This window comes from Paenibacillus sp. 2KB_22, assembly GCF_052115745.1.
Taxonomy (GTDB): domain Bacteria; phylum Bacillota; class Bacilli; order Paenibacillales; family Paenibacillaceae; genus Paenibacillus.
Genome location: NZ_JBFRHG010000002.1, coordinates 331,664 through 353,265, shown reverse-complemented (window position 1 = coordinate 353,265; position 21,602 = coordinate 331,664). Strand labels below are relative to the sequence as shown.

Annotated in this window: 21 protein-coding genes; 16 read left to right on the top strand and 5 right to left on the bottom strand. The window is 46.0% G+C overall.

What is annotated here, in order from left to right; genetic code table 11:
- Nucleotides 1-22 precede the first annotated feature (22 nt).
- The 11 genes from AB4111_RS12460 to AB4111_RS12410 all read left to right on the top strand — a co-directional run bounded on the left by AB4111_RS12460 (nt 23) and on the right by AB4111_RS12410 (nt 11,617).
- Nucleotides 23-769 (top strand): class I SAM-dependent methyltransferase, encoded by a 747-nt coding sequence (locus AB4111_RS12460; protein ID WP_442031875.1) that lies wholly within the window; start codon nt 23-25, stop codon nt 767-769.
- 82 nt (nt 770-851) lie between these two features.
- Nucleotides 852-1,346, top strand: coding sequence for an AAA family ATPase (locus AB4111_RS12455; RefSeq protein ID WP_442031874.1), 495 nt, complete (start codon nt 852-854; stop codon nt 1,344-1,346).
- Nucleotides 1,347-1,417: 71 nt separating this feature from the next.
- Nucleotides 1,418-2,011 (top strand): C39 family peptidase, encoded by a 594-nt coding sequence (locus tag AB4111_RS12450; protein WP_442031873.1) that lies wholly within the window; start codon nt 1,418-1,420, stop codon nt 2,009-2,011.
- Between the two features lie 319 nt (nt 2,012-2,330).
- Nucleotides 2,331-3,443: a collagen-like protein gene (locus AB4111_RS12445; protein WP_442031872.1), complete on the top strand. Its 1,113-nt coding sequence runs from the start codon at nt 2,331-2,333 to the stop codon at nt 3,441-3,443.
- Between the two features lie 360 nt (nt 3,444-3,803).
- Nucleotides 3,804-4,196, top strand: a complete 393-nt coding sequence (locus tag AB4111_RS12440; RefSeq protein WP_017688132.1) for a DUF2500 domain-containing protein — start codon at nt 3,804-3,806, stop codon at nt 4,194-4,196.
- 147 nt (nt 4,197-4,343) lie between these two features.
- Entirely contained in the window at nt 4,344-5,093 is a 750-nt protein-coding gene (locus AB4111_RS12435) for a glucose 1-dehydrogenase (RefSeq protein ID WP_442031871.1), read from the top strand.
- 215 nt (nt 5,094-5,308) lie between these two features.
- Nucleotides 5,309-6,994 (top strand): hypothetical protein, encoded by a 1,686-nt coding sequence (locus AB4111_RS12430; protein ID WP_442031870.1) that lies wholly within the window; start codon nt 5,309-5,311, stop codon nt 6,992-6,994.
- Nucleotides 6,995-7,154: 160 nt separating this feature from the next.
- Complete coding sequence (locus tag AB4111_RS12425; RefSeq protein WP_442031869.1) at nt 7,155-7,577, top strand: cell wall hydrolase; 423 nt, start codon at nt 7,155-7,157, stop codon at nt 7,575-7,577.
- 76 nt (nt 7,578-7,653) lie between these two features.
- Nucleotides 7,654-8,115 (top strand): spore coat protein GerQ, encoded by a 462-nt coding sequence (gerQ, locus tag AB4111_RS12420; protein ID WP_442032758.1) that lies wholly within the window; start codon nt 7,654-7,656, stop codon nt 8,113-8,115.
- A 228-nt stretch (nt 8,116-8,343) separates the two neighbouring features.
- A complete protein-coding gene (locus AB4111_RS12415; RefSeq protein ID WP_442031868.1) occupies nt 8,344-9,927 on the top strand; it encodes a sigma-70 family RNA polymerase sigma factor in 1,584 nt (527 codons plus the stop codon).
- A 373-nt stretch (nt 9,928-10,300) separates the two neighbouring features.
- Nucleotides 10,301-11,617: a hemolysin family protein gene (locus AB4111_RS12410; protein ID WP_442031867.1), complete on the top strand. Its 1,317-nt coding sequence runs from the start codon at nt 10,301-10,303 to the stop codon at nt 11,615-11,617.
- Between the two features lie 69 nt (nt 11,618-11,686).
- Here the strand turns inward: AB4111_RS12410 and AB4111_RS12405 are convergent, their stop codons facing one another.
- A complete protein-coding gene (locus AB4111_RS12405; RefSeq protein WP_442031866.1) occupies nt 11,687-12,331 on the bottom strand; it encodes a hypothetical protein in 645 nt (214 codons plus the stop codon).
- A gap of 231 nt (nt 12,332-12,562) precedes the next feature.
- Here AB4111_RS12405 and AB4111_RS12400 point away from each other — a divergent pair, with 231 nt between their 5' ends.
- Complete coding sequence (locus AB4111_RS12400; protein WP_442031865.1) at nt 12,563-13,075, top strand: hypothetical protein; 513 nt, start codon at nt 12,563-12,565, stop codon at nt 13,073-13,075.
- 2 nt (nt 13,076-13,077) lie between these two features.
- On the opposite strand, the gene AB4111_RS12395 is transcribed toward AB4111_RS12400, so the two are convergent.
- From AB4111_RS12395 to AB4111_RS12380, 4 genes are all read right to left on the bottom strand, one after another.
- A complete protein-coding gene (locus tag AB4111_RS12395) occupies nt 13,078-14,031 on the bottom strand; it encodes a hypothetical protein (RefSeq protein ID WP_442031864.1) in 954 nt (317 codons plus the stop codon).
- Nucleotides 14,009-14,599 carry an RNA polymerase sigma factor gene (locus AB4111_RS12390; protein ID WP_074095416.1) on the bottom strand — a complete coding sequence of 197 codons (591 nt, stop codon included), beginning with the start codon at nt 14,597-14,599 and terminating at the stop codon, nt 14,009-14,011. The genes AB4111_RS12395 and AB4111_RS12390 overlap by 23 nt, the downstream gene beginning before the upstream one ends.
- Before the next feature lie 246 nt (nt 14,600-14,845).
- Nucleotides 14,846-16,078, bottom strand: a complete 1,233-nt coding sequence (locus AB4111_RS12385; protein WP_442031863.1) for an aminopeptidase — start codon at nt 16,076-16,078, stop codon at nt 14,846-14,848.
- Nucleotides 16,079-16,166: 88 nt separating this feature from the next.
- Nucleotides 16,167-17,399: an aminopeptidase gene (locus AB4111_RS12380; protein WP_442031862.1), complete on the bottom strand. Its 1,233-nt coding sequence runs from the start codon at nt 17,397-17,399 to the stop codon at nt 16,167-16,169.
- A gap of 234 nt (nt 17,400-17,633) precedes the next feature.
- On the opposite strand from AB4111_RS12380, the gene AB4111_RS12375 reads away from it, so the two are divergent.
- From AB4111_RS12375 to fumC, 4 genes are all read left to right on the top strand, one after another.
- Nucleotides 17,634-17,906 (top strand): hypothetical protein, encoded by a 273-nt coding sequence (locus AB4111_RS12375; protein WP_047843332.1) that lies wholly within the window; start codon nt 17,634-17,636, stop codon nt 17,904-17,906.
- Nucleotides 17,907-18,086: 180 nt separating this feature from the next.
- The gene (locus AB4111_RS12370) at nt 18,087-18,896 is read left to right on the top strand and encodes an MBL fold metallo-hydrolase (protein ID WP_442031861.1); all 810 of its coding nucleotides are present in this window, start codon (nt 18,087-18,089) and stop codon (nt 18,894-18,896) included.
- Nucleotides 18,897-19,064: 168 nt separating this feature from the next.
- Complete coding sequence (locus AB4111_RS12365; protein ID WP_442031860.1) at nt 19,065-20,075, top strand: aldose 1-epimerase; 1,011 nt, start codon at nt 19,065-19,067, stop codon at nt 20,073-20,075.
- Between the two features lie 132 nt (nt 20,076-20,207).
- Nucleotides 20,208-21,596, top strand: coding sequence for a class II fumarate hydratase (fumC, locus tag AB4111_RS12360; protein WP_442031859.1), 1,389 nt, complete (start codon nt 20,208-20,210; stop codon nt 21,594-21,596).
- The last annotated feature ends 6 nt before the right edge of the window (nt 21,597-21,602 follow it).

The window sequence follows — 21,602 nt, the reverse complement described above, 5'->3', positions numbered from 1 at the left end:
AGGAGGCTAAGGAGGCTAACAGATGAACAAGAACAGTGTTTATGAAACAAACAGCTTCTATTGGGATACAAGAGGGAATGACTTTTTGAGAGCAATCGTGCTTCCACATTATGGAGCATTCATATCAGAAGAAAAACACCAACTATTTGGGGATGTCTCAGGATTAAAGATGTTGGAGGTGGGCTGTGGAGATGGTCAATCCTTGCGGTATCATGGGGATCACAACGCTGGTGAGCTGTGGGGTATGGATATATCACAGAAACAGATAGAAAAGACACAACAACACTTGAGGACACACGGTATTTCGGCAACATTGACATGTTCACCCATGGAAGAGGAATGTGGTATTCCTACTAATTATTTTGACGCTGTATATTCAATTTATGCCATCGGTTGGACCACTGATCTTCCAGGTACTTTCAGTCGAATCGCTTCTTATTTAAAGAAAGATGGCATTTTTATTTTCAGCTGGTCTCATCCAATTCATAGATGTATCGTTGAAGAAAACGATAGATTTGTTCTTAATAAGCCATATTCTGATGAATCGTGGTATGCGGTATCTCCTGATTCTTGTCAGGGCGAATTAACTTTAGCGGATCGGCAAATATCAACCTATGTCAATGCGTTGGCGAAAGCGGGATTTGTCATTGAACAAATGATCGAGGAATCCGATGAGGATATCATGAAATTACATGATAATAGCGATAATCTCCTTAAAAGAGCGAAGATGTTACCTATAACTTTTGTGATTAAAGCAAGAAAACGATAATTAAACAGAATTATTTATGGCTTGAAAGCAGATCAATGGAGAACATGATTAATCAAAATTTATTTATCTAAAGGAGCAAGTTATGAGAAGATTACCGCTATTTATAGTGACAGGCACAAGTGGAACAGGAAAAACAACGATCTCTTCGCTTGTTCGCAAGCAGCTTCCCGAATTTGACGTCTTTGATATGGATATCATCGATAATGTCGATTGGCAGATTGCCAAAGAGAATTGGTTGCGGATTGCGTATAGCATATCCCTAAGTGGACGAGGGACTGTTTTATGTGGAACGATGGTGCCGGAAAACATTGCATCGTCCGATTACATCGATCGATTTGATCGAATTCTATATATGAATTTGCATTGTGACGACGTTACTCGCGAGACGCGTTTAAGAGCTCGTGGGTGGGATGAGAACCTGGTTGAAGATCACAAGAATTTTGCAAATTGGCTACTCCAGAATTCGGAAACTGCATTTGACCCGCCAATGCAAAAAATCGAAACGGCAGAACTTACAGCAGAGGAAGTAGCTGAACAGATTAAAGAATGGGTTCTAAAAAACTGGTGCGAGGAATGAACACCTAAAATGGTGAATGGGATACTCAAAGGGTAGTGTGTATCATCTGATGAAGCGTAGGAGGTCAAGTATTGTTTCTCGATGTATTACTTTGGTTGATTATCCTCTGGGTGATCTCTATTTATTTCAGTTTTCCTAAGAAAGATCGCATGAACACAGTCAATGCGCCACGCACATATTACATTCAATCTTCCAATCGACTGGATATTCAAAAGAATTATGAATGTGCTGCATTTTCCAGTGCGTTCGTCTTGAGACATTTTGGTTTGGAGTCCACCGGAACTAAGCTTTATGAAACTTATCCTCGTAAATTACTGGATGGAACCGTATATCCCAAAGCGGTCGTTGTTTTTTTCAGGAAGCTAGGATATCAGGCAATGTACTTACGTGGAAATGTGAATACGTTGAAGAAACAGATCAGCCAAGGGGTTCCTGTTATTTTATTTATTAGAGTACATGCCAAACAACGTTATTTGCATTTTGTTCCCGTCGTTGGTTATGATGAAACGCATTTTTATTTGGCAGAATCGTTAGATCACAAGATTAATTGTGATGAAGAGTATTACAATCGAAAAATCAGCATAAGTGAACTCAACACGTTATGGGGGTCATGGTTACCCTTTTGTCAAAACTCATATATCGTCATACATCCAACGCAGATTTAAGACGGCCCTCCTTCAAGGGACATGATATATTTGCTTTTAACGAACTAATCGGCATTATGCGGAACGATTGCGTGGTTAAATCATGAAACTCATGCCCAACTGGGCATGAGTTTTTTGGTGAACAAATCTACTCACGTAAACCATGCTGCTTCAATGGATGATTATGAACAAAATAGTTCAAACGTATAGGAAGTTGCTGCTAATTTTATTGTTTTACCTGGTAATCAGCGGAGTATTTTAATTAAATTGGTTGTTCGTCCACGCATCTATTCATCTACATACGTACGTTAAACTATGTCTATAGGGAGGTGTCCACACGGTGAGTCATTCAGAAGTGAAGAAACGAATGAAGAGAAAAAAGGCAAGCTTACATCCATGTAAAATTAAAAGAAAAGACCGCCGATTGAAAGTGGTTAAAAAGTTCGTTCAAGTAAAATGTCCCCCTCCAGAAGTGAACATCTCTACCCCTACTGTCGTTGGCCCAACAGGACCACAAGGTATACAAGGCGTACAGGGCGTACAGGGTATTCCAGGTAAACAAGGGGTAGAAGGGCCACCTGGAGTTCAAGGCCCAGCGGGAGGACCACCTGGACCACAAGGACCTCAGGGACAGCCTGGTCCTGCTGGAGCAATAGGCTCTCAAGGTCCGGTCGGACCTGCTGGACCCATGGGAGCTCAAGGGATTCCGGGAGAAGCAGGGGCTGTAGGGCCACAAGGTCCGCAAGGTAATCCCGGGCCTGCCGGAGCAATTGGACCTCAAGGTTTTCCTGGCCCCGCTGGAGCAGTTGGCCCGACGGGTGCGACAGGAGCAGCAGGTCCGGCAGGAACAGCCGGTGCAGTAGGAGCGGTAGGCCCCGCTGGAGCAGTAGGCCCGGCAGGACCCGCCGGTGCAACAGGAGCGGTAGGCGCCGCTGGAGCAGTAGGTCCAGCAGGACCCGCCGGTGCAACAGGAGCGGTAGGCCCCGCTGGGGCAGTAGGCCCGACAGGAGCGACAGGAGCAGCCGGAAGCGTGCTGGGATTCGCTGACTTTTTCGCACTGATGCCACCTGATAATGCAGCAACGGTTGCTCCCGGTACGGATGTAAGCTTTCCTCAGGATGGGCCAACAAGTGGAACAACTATCGCCCGCACAGGGCCTAGTTCATTCAATCTGGCAGCCATTGGTACGTATCAGATTTTGTTCCAAGTGAGCATCAATGAAGCGGGTCAATTAATCTTAACCCTCAATGGGGCAGATTTGGCCCCTACAGTAGTTGGGCGAGCTACGGGAACGTCTCAGATTGTGGGTATGTCTTTGGTACAGACAACCGTGATTAATTCTATTCTGACCGTTCGGAACCCGGCTGGTAATTCTACTGCGTTAACAATTACGCCACTTGCGGGTGGAACAAGACCTGTATCGGCACATCTTGTGATCACACAATTAGCATGAGTCCGTTAACAGCCTTGGCTAATTGTCCTTTGCTTGATTAAATATGCATGCACAATGGTAACATTGGTTTGCTTGAACTGAGATAACAGTGCTTGACTCAAGGCTGTTATCTCAGTTGGAGCTGATGTTGTACATAATCTAATTAGATATGATGACCAAAAATAATATCGGCCATGTTTCGGTAGCGGGGTAGTGGACCAGAATCATTCAATGAAGCGTATCATATTCATTCACTCCTTCTTTGATTTAATTGCTCAAATATTTAATCGGGTTAACAAGTTCCGTGTCCGTCCGCATATACATTACAGGAGACGGGTCAAGACTCCGGCTGTCCTAAGTTGTAAGAACGGAGGGAGAGACATGGGCATTGAATCATCCTGGATGTTTGATTTGTTTGGAACCGTCTTTCCGGTTGTATTTGTTCTGATTATAGGTATAGTCCTTCTGTCGATGGGAAAAGAGGTATGGAGGTGGGGACGCAACAACTCGGAGCCGCTGTTGACCGTGCCTTCACGAATCACCAGCAGACGGATGAAGATGAGTCAGTCGCAATCTGAACCAGGCAGTACAGCGCGAACGTTATACTACGTCACCTTTGAAGTAGAGAGTGGAGATCGGCTCGAATTCAAAGTCAATGGCGAAGAGTATGGTTTGTGCGCTGAGGGGGACGAAGGACGGCTCTCATTCAAAGGAACGCGTTATGTAGGCTTCGAGCGATATAATCGCGTGTATTCCGAACGCCTACGTGGTTAAACCGAGCAGCTTGCGCCAGAATGGCGTGAGCCTTTTTTGATTATTTGCTGGACAAGCGTTTCTTAATGGCCCTGACGTGTATTTATATAAGAAGAGGCATAATGAGATTATGATCAAAGGATCATTACCATAGAGGAGGCAATGAATATGTCATTTACAGATCAGGTCGTTGTTGTAACCGGTGCCGCTCAGGGAATAGGACGGAGTGTGGCTGAGGCTTATGCGGTTGCCGGGGCCAAAGTTGTACTTGCTGACTATAAGGAAGCGGAGGGTGCGGCAGCCGCAGCTTCCATTCGTAATGAAGGTGGAGAAGCCATCTTTGTCCAATGTGATGTTCGGAGCGAGCGGGACATTACGAACCTTTTTCGTACGACCGTAGATGAATTCAAACAAATTAATGTTTTGGTGAATAATGCAGGACTCGCCAAATGGAAATCACCCTATGAGCTAACGCTGGAAGAATGGGACGATGTACTCAATACCAATGTGAGAAGTTGCTTTTTGGCGAGTCGGGAAGCGGCCAAACATATGAAAAGCAATGAACACGGGGGTGCCATTATCAACATGGCTTCTACACGTGCACTGATGTCTGAGCCTGATACCGAAGCTTATGCCGCATCCAAAGGAGCGATTGTAGCTCTGACGCATGCGCTGGCGGTCTCACTGGGCAAAGACCAAATTCGGGTCAATTGTATCAGTCCGGGATGGATTGAGACAGGTGACGTGGAGAAATTGAAAAAGGAGGATCATGAGCAGCATCCATCCGGTCGTGTGGGTGTTCCTTCGGATATCTCCCGTGCTTGTCTATATTTATCTGATCCAAGCAATACCTTTGTCACAGGGACCAACCTCGTTATTGATGGAGGCATGACCCGAAAAATGATATATGAGGACTAGAACCGGGATCGATCCGGGATCGATCCGGGCAAGCCCTCCGCTATACCAACTTAAGAGTAATAAGCCCAAGTTAAGCACTTGGGCTTATTTGTTTTTAATAACTCGGTTGCTATAATAAATGTGATTTTACAACAGTAGAGGAATGGAGGGAGTATATGTTCGGGAAACAATCCCGGAAGGTATTTTGGCTGTTACTGCTGATCGGAGGGATGATAATGATAGGGAATGAGTCACCTGCTGAAGCTGACGGCGCGGATATACGGGCGGCCTGGGTATGGCAGGCACAGTCTGTTAGCAACGGAGATGAGCTGTTGGCCAATGCAGCTAAACATAAGATAAACAGGCTGTACGTGAATGTAGACATGACACTGTCCAAGGAGGTATACCAGACGTTTATAGCCAAAGCCAGCCGTGCAGGTATTGCGGTTGAAGCGCTGGGAGGCGATCCATCCTGGGCGGTCAGTGGCCGTGAAGGCCCCATGCTCAGATTAGCGTCATGGGTAAGTGACTACAATCAGGCTGCTGAGCCCAACGAGCAATTTGATGCCATACATCTGGATATCAAGCCCTATGTATTACCAACTTGGCAAGAAGATGCCAAGCCACTGGTACAATCCTGGGTGGCCAATATGAATCTGTTATTTGAGCAAGTGAGACAGGATGGCGCAGTTGCAGTGAATATTGACCTGCCATTTTGGCTCGATTCCTATACCGTCACAGGGAATAGAGTTTCTGAGGATGCAGATAACGAACCATTGTCACGTTGGTTCATTGAACGAGTGGATCATGTTACTTTACTCGTTTACCGTGATAACGCGCAAGGGAACAATGGTATCATACGTTTAATTGAACAGGAAATGAACTGGGCCGATGCCAGCAATGTGAGCGTCACCGTTGGGTTGAACACCAAGCCAATGCCTGGCGAGGAATTCACGACTTTTGCCGGTAAAGGTGCAGCCCAGCTGGAAAGCGTAATTGAAGAAGTTGCCTCCGCATTCAGTGAGCATACTTCTTACGCCGGTTCTGCTGTACATGACATCGTATACTGGGGACAACTGGAGCCGTCAGAGCTGCCCTCACCGGAGATCCCATCCAATCAGCCAGAGATTCGTGGAACGTATATCTGGGAAGCCTCTCAGGTGACGAATGACGGGGGAGAGCACATACTAGAGTTTGCGAGAGAGCAGAATGTTAACTGGTTGTATGTTCGGTTAGATCTGGATCAACCCTATTCCAGTTACCGCAGTTTTGTGAAACGGGCAAAAGCGCAGGGCATCGAGATCCATGCGATGGGTGGACACCCCATCTGGGGCAAGAAGGAGAACCGTCCACGCATTAAGCGCTTAATTGATTATGTGAAAAACTATAATGCGGAATCCGAGCCGGATGAACGATTTGAAGGCATCCATCTGGATATTGAGCCTTACACCTTGCCGGATTGGGAGAATAGTCGGGACACCCTGCTGACCGAATGGGCTGCCAACATTACATTTTTCCAGGAAGAAACGAAGAAGGACAGTGATCTCGAAACAAGTGCAGACCTTGCTGTATGGCTGGATACCTTCCCGTTGCCGGGAAAAGACATGTCTGTGACAGAGTTCATGATTGATACACTTGATCATGTGTCGATGATGGCATTCCGTAATCAGGCAGAAGGATCCAATGGCATTGCTGCTGTTGTGAGTCAGGAGATGGAGATTGCAGATCGTCTGGGCAAAAGGTTGATGATTTCGGTTGAGATGAAGCAGAATCATGAAGGTCCGCATATTTCTTTTTATGAGAAAGGGGCAGCGGAGATGGAACTTCAGCTTGCCAAGCTTCCGGATCTGCTGGCCGAACATCTGGCTTACCAGGGCAATATTGTACATGCCTATGATTATTGGATTGAAGCCAAGCCTTGAACAGGTGAGTATTATAAGAAATAACTTGCTTCGGAACTTCACCTTGGGTGAGGTTCCGGGCTTTTTTTTATGGAAAAAAGATGGAATCGTGTCACCGAATGGGCTCCTGCACAATACGATGTACGGTGATGAACAGCTGAAACAAAGGAGGAAACAGACTATGGCTGTTATTAAAGCCAACTCAGAAGACGTCAAGCTGCTCGCTAGACTGCTGAGGGCGGAGGCTGAAGGTGACGGCGAACAAGGCATGCTGCTTGTAGGTAATGTAGGTGTGAACCGGGTGTTGGTGGATTGTTTGGACTTCAGAGATATTCGTGACATCAACCGCATGGTATTCCAGAACCCCGGAGGCTTCGAGTCAACACAGAAGGGTTACTTCTACCAACGGGCGAGACAATCCGAGATTCGTCTGGCACAACGTGTCATTAATGGAGAGCGCGTCTGGCCAGCGAGCAATGCATTATGGTTTTTCCGACCAGTGGGCGACTGTCCACCAACGTGGTATGACCAGCAAAATACAGGACGTTTCAAAGCACATTGTTTCTTCAGTCCGACAGGCGATGACTGTCCGGAAGTATATTAAACTTTAGGAGGAATCATTCATGATTAATCAGCCTTATCAACCAACGACTCAAACACTGGGTCAGCAAGCAAATTCCGTGTTGGGTCAACAAGCCAACTCTCAGGTTCAAGGTACGTCATACAAAATCGGTAACGGTATGCCTTCCATGTCGCCAACACCAGGGATGGTATCACCAAGCTCGACTAGTGTACCCCCACTCGTATCCAGTGGAAGCCCAATGACACCGACGGGTGCAGTGGTCACGACAACGGCTCCACAGTTTGAGCAATCGTACATTGAGAATATTTTGCGTCTTAACCTTGGTAAATTCGGTACGTTCTACATGACATACGAAGGCAACAAAGAATGGAATGCTCGCATATTCCAAGGTGTTATTGAAGCAGCGGGCCGTGACCATATTATTATCAGCGACCCGAAGACAGGAAGACGGATCATGCTATTGATGGTCAACTTCGACTATGCTACATTTGATGAGCCATTGTTGTATCAATATCCGGGCGTGGTAGGTAACTACCCACAAGCTCCAAGCAGATTTTAATTGGCACTTCACAACGATTTTAATGGATAGTTGACATGTCTAACACATAGTGAATTGCAGGCTGTCCCGAGAATGTGGAGGTTATCCGCAAACGGGACAGCTTTTTACATAAGCATTTATGCGAAATTGACTCCAATAGATCGAGCCAGACGTAACCTTTTGATAAAAACATGGCACTTATATATGAACGGAACAAGCAACATGCCTATAAGAAGGGAGTTCACAGCATTGAAGTCTTGGATTGAAGGAGCGATGAAGGGGGAACCCGAAGCATACGCACAACTGATGTCTCAATATCGCGGGATGGCTCTTGCTGTTGCCTACAATCGTTTGGGAGACACATTTTGGGCTGAAGATGTCGTACAGGAGGCATTTACAGAGGCCTTTGGCAATCTGTCCAAGCTGGAGGATTCGGAGGCTTTTCCAGGATGGTTCAAGGTAATCGTGGAGAGACAGTGTTATCGCTGGCTACGACGCAAGCAGCATACCCTGATTCCCGTTCAGCAGTTGGAACATGTTTTCCAGGAAGAGGATCAGGCGCATAATCCGGAAAAACAAGCGATGCAAAACGAAATGCATCGTACGCTGCGTGATTCTATTGCAATACTGCCATCATCGATGCGGCTAGCTGTGGAACTGTTTTATTTGGAAGGATACTCGCTTAAGGAAATATCGGATTTCCTCGGGGTCAAGGTACCTGCATTAAAGAAAAGACTGTTCGATGCCCGATCCAAACTTAAGCGCTCAATGCCAGTAAGGGATCTGGTTTCGGTGTTCAGTGATTTGTATGAAGGAGGGAAAGGATTGTTACACATTATGAATGGGGATCACGCTGCCAATCGTTTAAGAGAGAGTGGAATTGAGGGAGATATCCTCGTATGGAGAGAGTTGTACACGTTCGGACCGGTAGTCCAAGATATGGATGATGCGAAGGAGCGGAAGAATCGGGCATCCGTATTAGAACTTCAGTTGGGCATTCCACAGACGGAATACTTGCAGATTGAGGATCTTGAACGCAAGTTGCATTCATTTCAACAATATAAGGAGATTGTCCTATGGTTTGAATACGACCTCTATGATCAGACAATGTTATCTTACCTGTTACATTATTTCAAAGGACAAGCGCTCCAGAATACGAAATTGAATCTGCTCTGTATTGACTCATATCCAGAGATCGAGCACTTTAGAGGACTGGGACAGCTTACCTCCACACAGATTGAGCGGCTGTCTGGCAGCTGGCATGTGATTAACACGGACGAGCTACAAGCCGGTGCACAGTTCTGGGAAGCCTATACGTCCAGTGATGTCCGGCATCATCTGGATTACTTGCAGACGGACACTTCTGCGCTCCCCTTTGCAAAAGCTGCCTTTAAGGCACATTTGTCTCGTATGCCATCTGTATCTAACGGTCTAGGGATCATTGAGCAGACAACACTGGAGACCATAAGAGCAGGTGTGGAGCGTCCATATCCTTTGTTTCGTGAGGTAGGGGACAAGCTGCATATTCTTGGGATGGGTGATCTTGAATACTGGGCACATCTGAGGCGGATGACAGAAGGACCTCAAGCTCTGCTTCAAATGACCGGTGCAACAACGTTCCCTAATTTCATGCAGCATGATGAAACATTCCGTGACGGAGTCCTGTCGCTAACCGAACTCGGAATTCAGGTGTTGAATGGAGAAGTCGATTGGGCGCTGCTGAAGCAGGATGAATTCTGGATCGGTGGTTTGCATAACGAAAGCGGAAAACAAGCCGGGTGGCGCTGGAATCCTGCTTCTGAGACCGTAGTGGAGATTGAGTCTACATCGTAATTAGTGGATATAATCTGAGAAAAAAACAGTATTGCAAAAAGAGAGTATCCAGCGATGCGAAAGCATGAGCGAGGATACTCTCTTTGGTTTGGTTAGATCATGGTTTGTGAAATGTTAAAAAAAACAGCGTAATCATTACTTTTGTTAAAGAAAAAAGGCGTTTGTGCCATTTCGTTGTCATAGGACACGGATTGACTGTGTAGTGTAGAATTATATAATAAAAGAAGCATATCTTTATTATTCGACAGAACAAGGTGGAGGTGGAAGCATTGGGAAGTTGAAATTGCATATGAGCGGCAGAATGGCTAATATCCTACATTTTCGAAGGAGGTGGACCTATTTGCCGAAGAATGACGGCGAATAGGATGAAAATTTGAGTGACCCCTTACCGAGTATTTTAAATTTAGTATTAATCGGTTTACTTGTATTAATGAATGGTTTCTTTGTGTCGGCGGAATTCGCGATGGTGAAAGTTCGTGGAAGTCGGATTGAGGCTTTGGTGGAAACAGGCAACAAAAATGCAAAATATGCTTCCAATATCATACGCAATATGGATGCATATCTGTCAGCTTGCCAATTAGGTATAACGCTGGCTTCACTGGGACTTGGATGGTTGGGTGAACCTGCAATTGCACACTTGTTAGAGCCCATGTTTACCGCATTTGGACTGGGACCGGTTTATGTTCATGGAATCTCTATTGCCATTGCATTTGTAATTATTACAATCCTGCATATTGTACTGGGGGAACTTGCTCCCAAGACGATGGCGATTCGAAAGTCTGAAACGATCACGCTGTGGTCTGCAGCCTTGCTAACGTTCTTCTACAAGTTAATGTATCCATTCATATGGGCACTGAACGGTATGGCTAACGGCTTGTTGAGACTGTTCCGAATGGCACCCGCTTCCGAGATGGACGACGCGCATAGTGAAGATGAATTACGTATTCTCATGAAAGAAAGCAATAAGAGCGGTTTAATTGATAACACTGAATTAGCACTTGTTGATAATATATTTGATTTTACGGATACAACCGCCCGTGAAATTATGATTCCGCGGACGGAAATGATCTGTCTGAATGCCAATGAGTCCATGCTGGAAAATCTGGAGATTGCCAGTGAGAGTATGCGAACAAGGTATCCGGTATATAACGGAGACAAGGATCATATTATCGGCTTTATTCACATTAAGGATCTGATGCGATCCCAACTTACAGATACCATATCCGTAATCCGGCCGATCCTGGCTGTACCAGATACCACACTGATCAGTGATCTGCTCAAGCGTATGCAGCGTAGCAAGACACAGATTGCGATTCTGATTGATGAATATGGTGGAACCTCCGGTCTTGTCACGCTTGAAGATATCATGGAAGAGATCGTAGGCGAGATTCAGGATGAATTCGACCAGGAGCGTCCTGCCATTGAGCAAGTGGATGAGATGGAATACTCCATAGATGGATTGATGCTGATTGAAGAAGTCAGTGAACGATTCGGACTGGAGATGGATCGTGCCGATTACGATACCATCGGGGGCTGGTTATACTCCAGAGTAGATACCATTCCACCTGAGGTCGGTCAATCGGTTGAGTATGGGGGGTATGTATTTGTCATTCAAGAGACAGAGCATAAGCGGATTTCCCGAGTGAATGTGATTAAGCTGGAACTGTTGGTTGAAGAAGAAGGCGCATAGCCAGATCGAAATCGGTACAAATGAAGCTGTATGGTGACGTAATGGTCATCGTACAGCTTCTTTGCATGCTCATGATTCTTGGGGTGCGTGAATGACAATATCGGCGTAACGGTTCTCTGTGACCAAGCTATTTTTGATATAAATTCGCTTATAAGTAACATAAACATTCTCTCCAGGAGCGAGATCATGCTGGATATTCAGCTTTTTTCGAGTGGATTTGGTTGTCGTCGGTGTCTTTATCGTGATGATATCGTACATGTCAACGAAAGTAACCTCGTAGGAATTGTAGTCCCCCACCTTAGTGGTGGATAACACCGGATTTTGTTTATACTGGGTTAAGTGATCATTCACCATGCCGAGTGTTGCAGGTAACACGTAAAACAGAAGAGCCAGAGGCAGAACGCAGAAAGCAACCCCGAAAACGCGTAAAAATTTGACGTGGGAATGGGTTTGGCCACTCTGTCTGAGGAAAAGAAAAGCAAGGATGGGGGATAGTACAAGTCCCCAGATCATAAAGGGCAATACATAGCGGTCAATCCCCATGCTTATCCAGCTTTCCCGGGCTGTAGCCAAGAAATATATTAAGGTCCCGATGGTAAGTGCACTCATTATAATGACAAGCCAACGTTTGAACGAGCGGGAAACTTCGATGTGTAACTCATTCGAATTGGAGCTGTGACGATGTCTTCTGGATTTGGATTGAAGTTTACTCAAGGGATACACCTCATTTGCAACTCATGTTGGTTAATTTGGTTTTGTGCATACATTACTGAATACATACGGAATGGAATAATTTAGGTTTCACCTTGTTAGAAATGTATAAAAAATACAAAAGACGCTGCCGACAGAAACATCGGAGCGTCTAATTTTTTTGAAACCTGTCACCTGATCCGTCCGTTTATACCCTTACACAAAATGAAGTATAGAAGCGGAGGATGGATCAATATGCGGAAAATGAAAACGAAGAGTGCAGCATCTATTCTAAAAATAACACTTGTTGCCTTGTTCATGGTGCCAACGCTCCTGGTTATACCTACGTCTGAACCAGCCGTTGCAAGCCCGATTATCAAGGTGTCCTCTGGTGCACTTACAGCTCCACCACCGCCAGAACCATCCATCCATTCTCTCGCTAACACTCGCGAACGTGGACATATCTATCAAGCGGTCGGTGCAGTCATCCCTGGGGGAGGACTGTCGGCTATCGTCAATACCAAGACCACGACCTATACAGCAATGAAGACACTTTCCGTAGATTATCGACTTGAGCGCTGGACAGGAACAGTATGGGTGACTTTCAAAGCCAATTCCAACACTGCAACGAATTCAAACTTACTGAATGCTACATCGGATTGGACTGTTATGCCAGGATATTATTATCGCGTTACCAGTATCCATACAGCGTATGATGGAAGCACCACGGATACAAGCAAACATGTCTCTGGCACCGTGTTGTTTTGATCTTATCGGCTGGTGCTGCCGGGAAACTTCTGCTCTTGAAAATCGTTGGCAATCGCAGTCATTTCTTCTTCCGAAAGGGTGCCAAACAGACTCATATTGTTGGAACCCATCATCCACTGAAAGGAGTTATAGGGTGGGCCGATATACATTAGTGCTTCCGTGCCGTCCGCCAACTTGACTGTGCTCATATCACGAAGCATGGCCCCTTCAATTTTCTCCCCAGGCATGACATAAACATAATCAAACTGGATGATCTCATCCTCTATGCTCTTGCCTTCACTGGTATATTGAACTCTCATTTGGTTGGACTCATAATAATCGTCTGGATTCACTGGGTTTTCCGTATCAAGTACGAGTTCGAATTTGACCTTATTGAATCGCTCGGGAATGGCCTTGGATAACAGAAAGTCACCCATGAACCCTTCGCGGGCGATTTTTTCCGTAACAAGTACCGGACGAAGCATATGGCTCGATAACTCATACGAAGGTGTATTAAGAGCCTCTTCTTCTTGTACTTTAAGAATGTCATCTAAGCTCGTTTCCGGAGGTGGAGGCGTTTTGGCTGTTGACGGATCAGCCCCCAGATGGGTCGTGCGATCCTCGATGACAATGGATTTCATGCCATTACCCCAATCCTTGATGGATTGCACGAATGGGGATACCGCTTGTGTACCGGACGGCAGGCTGAAAATAACGGCCCCAATGGTCACCGATGCAGCTACGACAACGGAAAGTCGCAAGGTACGTATTCTTTTTTTACGTAAACCGATTCTGTTAATTTCCCTGTGTACCTTCTGCCAGGATTGCTGCATGGATTCGGTATGGGAGGCGGAAGGGGCAGAGACGGCCTGATGGAAAGCCTCATCAAAAGCCAGATCAAACGCAGCGTCGAAATATTCGTCTTCCAGCTCTGAATCGAATCGCTCCACGTTCTTATCGGACTTGCCTTTGCTCAATGCTTCCACCCCATTCCTTATGTAATTTCTTCTTGATACTGCCGCGGGCTCTGAACAAGCGTTGCTTCACAATGTCTTCGGAGGTATCCAGCAGTTCGGCCATCTCTCGGTAGGAGAGACCTTTTTTCCACCGTAACTCCACCAGTACACGATATTCCGGTTTGAGCTGTCCGAGATAATATTCAATGGACTCTTCCATCATCTGCGTTTCTACCATGCTTTCCACGGAAGCTGCTGTCTGATTCATCGTCTCCATATCTATAAAAACACTATCCGTATCCAATTGGTTACGGTTATTTTTATTTTTTCTCAGATAATTAATAGCTGTGTTCCGTGTGACGACCTTGAGCCAGGCTTTCAGTTTGACCTCGTCTTCGAAAATGGGTTTGTTTTTAATGATTTTGATAAAAGCTTCCTGAATAATATCTTCCGCTGCAGCACGCTCCTTGATGATATAAACGATAAGACCATGTACCATATTATAATATTCATAATACACTTCTTCCTGAAGTGCAGAGCCTAAATTATGGAAATCTGAGGCGAGTAGTAACTGGAGCCGATTGGCCATGATGTTCTCCTTTCTGGTGAACAATCCACAAACATTGGTATCATTACATTTTACAACATAATATGGAAACGATACAATGGGAGGTTGGTCCGGGACAAACCAGATGAGGGAAGTGGGTATAGTCTATGGAACAGTTTGCTGAAAACTAATAAAAGGCCGTCTCGCCAACCATAAACACATGGTTGCAAGACAGCCTTATGACCGTTCATTGAGAATATTTACTTCTGAGCATTCTTCCGTAATCTGTTAGAATGCCCAGTCTCCCTTAAGGAAGATGGCTTCACGTTCACCGTTTGCCGTAATACCGTAGATGTCCGTCTCGGGCGAGCCCATCATGAAGTCCACATGGGTGATACTGCTGTTCATGCCACGAGTTGCAAGTTCTTCAGGAGACATCGTTTTGCCACCTTCGATATTGAATGCATAGGAACTGCCAATCGCGAGATGGCACGACGCATTCTCATCATACAATGTTGTGTAATACAGGATGCCACTCTCAGAGATCGGTGAATGAAAGGGAACCAAAGCGACTTCGCCGAGGTAATGTGATCCCTCATCCATCGAAATGAGTCTTTCCAGCGTATCCTGACCTTCTTCAGCATGAAAATCAACGATGCGTCCGTTCTCGAATGTCAGTGAAAATCGATCAATGATACTGCCACCGTAGCTGAGTGGTTTGGTGGCTGTCACCTTACCATTAACGCCATGCTTGGATGGAGCGGTGAATACTTCTTCTGTCGGGATATTGGCAACAAAAGGGGTTCCTTGCTCATTTACGCTACCCGCCTGTGCCCAGATATGACCTTCTGGAAGCTCGACTGTAAGATCCGTCCCTGGGGAGAGGAAATGCAGTGCTTGATACTTTTTGTTATTCAGTGCTACAGCCTTGGTTTCCAGTCGTTCAATATGCTGTTCCCAGGCCGCTACAGGGTCCTCCAAATCAGCTCTCACCGCAGCAAAAATGGCTTCCCACAGCTGGTTGACCTGCTCCGTTGCCGGGAGATCCGGGAATACTTTGGCTGCCCAATCGGGGGAAGGACAAGCCACACCCGTCCAGCTCATTTTATCCGCCTGTTGATACTGACGGTACTTGGCCATTGCCTGACCGAATGTACGCTGATGGGTCGAGATCCGCTCAGGGTTAATACCTTTCATCAGGTCCGGGCTGGATGACAATACGGTAAGGAAGGCTGCATTATTGGCCGCCAGTTCTTCAAGCTCCGCTGCATGCCATTTCGGCGGCTCTTGGAAGGATTCCTCAGGGGCCATCTCAAACCGCAATCGATTCACCGTTTCATCACCGTATTTTACAATCACCTGCTTGGCACCAGCCTCGTATCCCTTACGCACCAACAAGCGTACGAATTCAGCGGTATCAATCATCGCACTAATGACAAATACTTGCCCGGGCTGCACGTTAGCACCTACTCTTACAGCAAGTTCAGCGTAACGATCCAGTTTTTGTTCAAAACTTAACATATGATTTCCCTCCAATTGTTGAATTTTTGGCCTGTTGACGCAGGAAAAGAGAGGAGTGATCTCCTCTCTCCTAATCCATCAAAGGGGATTAAAATGCCCAGTTTCCTTGCAGGAAGATAGGCTCTTCCGTACCTTCGGAGGTTACACCGTGGATGTTCATTTCTCCAGATCCAATCATGAAGTCTACATGAGTGAGACTGGAGTTCATGCCACGTTCAATCAACTCTTCTTTGGACATCGTTTTACCACCTTCCAGACAGAAGGCATAGGCATTACCAATCGCCAAGTGGTTGGAAGCATTTTCGTCAAAGAGTGTATTGTAGAACAAAATATTCGTATCAGAAATCGGTGACTGATGTGGAACAAGGGCTGCTTCACCCAGATAGTGTGCACCTTCATCCATCTCGATCAGGTTTTTGAGTGCGTCCAGTCCCTGCTCAGCGGTATAATCTACAATTCGACCGTTCTCGAATGTCAGGGAGAATCCGTCAATCAGGTTGCCTCCGTAGCTCAGTGGTTTCGTGCTGCGGACGGTACCGTTAACACCCGTTTTCAGCGGAGCTGTGAATACTTCTTCGGTAGGCATATTGGCAATAAAGACATGTCCTTGCTCATTCACACTTCCACCGGATACCCAGATATGTCCTTCTGGAAGTTCAATGGTCAAGTCTGTGCCTGGAGCTGTATAGTGGAGCTTCTTGTATTTCTTGTTGTTCAGCAGGTCAGCGCGGGAATCGAGATTTTGCAAATGGGTTTTCCATTCGGCAACAGCATCCTGTTCACCGATCCGTACGGTTTTGAAAATAACATCCCACAAGCGGTCCACTTGCTGTGCCTCCGGCAGGTCCGGGAATACTTTAGCTGCCCATTCCGGAGAAGGAACGGCTACAATAGACCAGCTGAATTTGTCAGCCATCTGATACGAACGATATTTTTCGAGCGCTTTGCCGCGCACTTTTTGGCTAGTAATAATGCGTTCCTGAGCTACACCGTTCAGCAGATCCGGATTCTCAGCGATGACGTGCAGTACAGCGGCGCCTTCTTCGACGAGTTCAGTCATTTCAGCTGCAAACCATTTCGGTTCAATGGAGAAGGCTTCATCAGGTGCAAGATCGTAATGTAGACGTGTAACGGTTTCATCGCTCCAGTTTACTTTGACCAATTTGGCACCTTTACCGTAAGCTGCTTTGACAATCAGTCGTACAAAATGCGCTGCCGAGATTGGCGCGTTAACCACAAGCGTCTGTCCAGGGTGGATATTGACACCGACTTGTACAGCCAGTTCAGCATACTGCTGCAGATTCGTTTCGAAAGTATTCATGCTATTTTTTCCTCCAATGTGATAATAATATCGTAGCTTGTTGGCTATTATAGATGTTGGTCAAACACGTATTTATAATCCTCATTACAACTATGTAAGGACTCAAATGGTTCCTTCATTGAATAAGGTATACGTTGCTACGTTATATATTGTACAATTAACCAATAATAATTACCAAACTAGGTTTACCAGAAATGTTGGAGACCGCCTGTAGATGAAAGATTAAAGGAGAGAATGATTGTGAATATTGAAATTATAAGTGCTGAAATGCGCCGTGAAGGTGAAAAAGGATACGTGGGAAATACCGTTTACCGCACAGAAGGCGAAAAGTCAGTATATGAGATTACCTTCATGAGCAAGAACGGAAAAGATTGGGACTATAGCTTGCATTTCACGGAGCAATCCGGTGATGAAGAAGAGTTACTGCGTATGGACGAGTTGCTTGAGAATGATGACGATCTGTACAATCAATTGCTCGATGCTGCTTTGGAGGCATTTCCGGCTTAACTAGCCGAGATGTTCTTGTTCTATTGTGTTGTGTCGATGACTATACTAGACGGTGTATGCCCGAAACAGGGTGTATACCGTCTATTTTATTGGAAATGTTGAATAGATGATCCAGAAAAGGGAAGTCTACGAGATGAATGGAACCAGAGAGACAATCCGCCTAATGGGAGGTAACCGTGAATGGCATCTGACAATCTGATTACAGAAGGGTTGACGGGACTTGAAGAAGTCGCGCCCGATATTCTCAGTCTACGTACACTATTCGTTAATGTCGTGTTCATCGGAGAGCCAGGAAGCAGGAACTGGGTCCTCGTGGACACCGGAATGGCGAGGTTCACAGATCATATTGTTCAGGTTGCAACAGAACGATTTCAAGGTCCGCCATCTGCGATCATATTGACGCATGGTCACTTCGACCATGTAGGAACCGTTATTGAGCTGGAACAATTCTGGGGTGTGCCCGTGTATGCTCATCCGCTTGAAATTCCGTATTTAACGGGATTGAAAGATTACCCGCCAGCGGACCCTTCTGTAGGTGGAGGTTTAATGTCCAGGTTGTCATTCGCTTATCCTAATGAAGCAATCAATCTGGATGATCGGATATTCAGTCTACCCAAAGATCATTCCGTTCCAGGTCTAACAGGATGGGAGTGGGTGCACACGCCAGGTCATACGCCTGGACATGTGTCGCTGTTTCGGGAAGCGGACCGTCTGTTAATTGCGGGAGACGCGATCATTACAGTGAAGCAGGAATCGCTGTGGAGTGTGTTGCTTCAGGACAAACAGTTGCATGGCCCGCCTTCCTATTTTACAACCGATTGGGAGGCTGCTCATCAATCCGTTCAGCATATAAGGCATCTGGAGCCAAAACTTGCGATTACCGGGCATGGGCATGCCTTGAGCGGAGATATGCTGAAAGAATCCTTGAAGCGGCTTGATATCGACTTTGAAGAGAGTGCTGTGCCGGATCACGGCAAATATGTGGATTAATTGAACCAACATAAGAAAGCAAGCAGAGACAGCGGCAGCGGATTGCAGCTGTCTTTTTTGTTTTTCTAACATGAATTTGTTCTCTATCATAGATTGGTATTTTGTGCTCGGGCATGATATAGTCGAGCCGTATAATATAACCTTAGTATGCAGGAGGTACATATAACGATGACACAACAAAATGCAGCATTTGAAGAACAATTTGGAGGAATACCGGCCATTTGGCTTCGTTTTAATCAGTTTGAAGCGGCCGTTATTCCAAGCGTAGGTGCCAACCTCGTTGCTTTCCGTGATACAGAAAAGGGTTTCCGTTACTTGAGAGAGCCGAATCAGGATCAGATGGATGAGTTTATGGCTGCACCAGCGGTCTATGGAATTCCGATTCTTTCTCCACCGAACCGTTATGAGGATGGACGTTTCCCCTGGAATGGTAAAGTCTATCAATTGCCTGTGAACGAACCGGCTACAGGTAACCATTTACATGGATTTTTGCATGATGCCGATTGGAAGGTTGAGGGATACGGTTCTGACCAGTTGGAGAGCTATGTGCTGCTTAGCCAGGACGTGAAAGAAGGACATACATTCCATCAATACCTGCCGTTTACGTTCACAGTGACGCTTCGTTACTCTTTGAGTAGCCAAGGACTTCAGCAGCAATTGATCGTCCGCAACACCGGAAAGGAAACCATGCCGAATTTGTTTGCATTCCATACAGCAATTGCAGTACCTTTTGCACCGGACAGTCAATCCTCGGATTACACGGCCAAAGTTACGATTGGACAACGACGTGAATTGAATGAGCGTTCTCTGCCAACAGGACAATTTCAACCGCTTACACCTGAGGAAGAACAATTGAAGAAAGACGGAGTTAGTCCGTTCTTTGCTGCCATGGATAATCATTACACTGCAGAACCGCAGAATGGTCGTAACTATATGGAACTTACGGATCATCGTACTGGAGACAAACTGGTATATGATGTAGGTACTTCCTACAAGCACTGGATGATCTGGAACAATAACATGGGTGGCGAATTCTTCTGTCCTGAACCACAGATGAACCTGGTTAACGCTCCTAATGTTGAAGGCATCCCGGCAGAAGAAATCGGATTGGTCGGTTTGGAACCAGGTGAACTATTCGAACAGAGCAGCCGATTGTATCCAATTGCGTCACAAAAATAATTCACGCTCATTTTGCGCTACGCTTACAATTTTGTCGAAAAGGTGAAAACCTGCTCGCAAATCATGTATAATATGACGAGATACACAAGCTTTGTAGAGACCCAAACCATCTTTTTGGAGGAGGACAAGCAAGTGGAATACCGCATTGAGAGAGATACGTTAGGCGAAATGAAAGTACCAGCCGACAGGCTGTGGGGAGCTCAGACGCAGCGCAGCAAGGAGAATTTCCCGATTGGCAGTGAACATATGCCTATGGAAGTTATCCGTGCCCTTGCCATTTTGAAAAAAAGTGCTGCGGCCAGTAACCATAAATTAGGTAAATTATCTGCCGCTAAGTCCGATGCCATCGCTTATGCAGCAGACGAGATTATTGCAGGTCGTATTGATGACCATTTCCCACTGGTCGTGTGGCAGACTGGTAGCGGAACGCAATCCAATATGAACGTGAACGAAGTGATTGCGAATCTGGGGAACCAACTGTTGGAGCAAAAGGGAAAAGAAGAGCGTCTGCATCCGAATGATGACGTGAATATGTCCCAGAGCTCCAACGATACATTCCCAACGGCGCTGCATGTCGCAGGTGTTCTGGCTGTTGAGGATCAACTCTTGCCGGCAATTGCGGTATTAAAAGCGACTTTTGCAGACAAGTCGGAGGCATTCAAGGATATTATTAAGATTGGACGTACTCACCTTCAGGATGCAACACCAATTACGCTTGGTCAGGAGATTAGTGGTTGGGAAGCGATGCTGGGCAAGAGTGAGCGTATGATTCGTGAAAGTGTACAGTACCTGAAGGAGCTTGCGATCGGCGGTACAGCTGTCGGAACGGGCATCAATGCTCATCCGGACTTTGGGGACTTCACTGCCAAGGAGATTGGCAAACATACAGGGAAAGATTTTGTATCTGCACCGAACAAATTCCACGCCCTTACAAGTCATGATGAAGTTGTATATGCGCACGGTGCCGTTAAAGCGCTTGCAGCTGATTTGATGAAAATTGCCAATGATGTTCGCTGGTTGGCCAGTGGCCCTCGAAGTGGATTGGGCGAGATCCGTATTCCTGAGAATGAGCCAGGCAGTTCCATTATGCCGGGTAAAGTCAACCCAACTCAGAGCGAGGCCATTACGATGGTGGTTACGCAGGTCATGGGTAATGATGCAGCGATTGGTTTCGCGGCAAGTCAGGGTAATTTTGAACTGAATGTATTCAAACCGGTTATTATCTATAACTTCTTGCAATCCGTACAACTCCTGGCGGACTCCATTGTTGCGTTTAATGACAAGTGTGCCGTAGGCATAGAGCCTAACCTGGATCAGATTGAACATAATCTGAACAATTCGCTCATGCTAGTTACAGCGCTCAACCCGCATATTGGTTATGAGAATGCAGCCAAAATTGCGAAGCTTGCGCATAAAGAAGGCTTGTCTTTGAAGCAGGCGACGTTACAAACGGGCCTTCTTACTGAAGAGCAATTTGATCAATATGTCGATCCAGCCAAAATGATCGCTCCAAAGGCCTAAAATCAG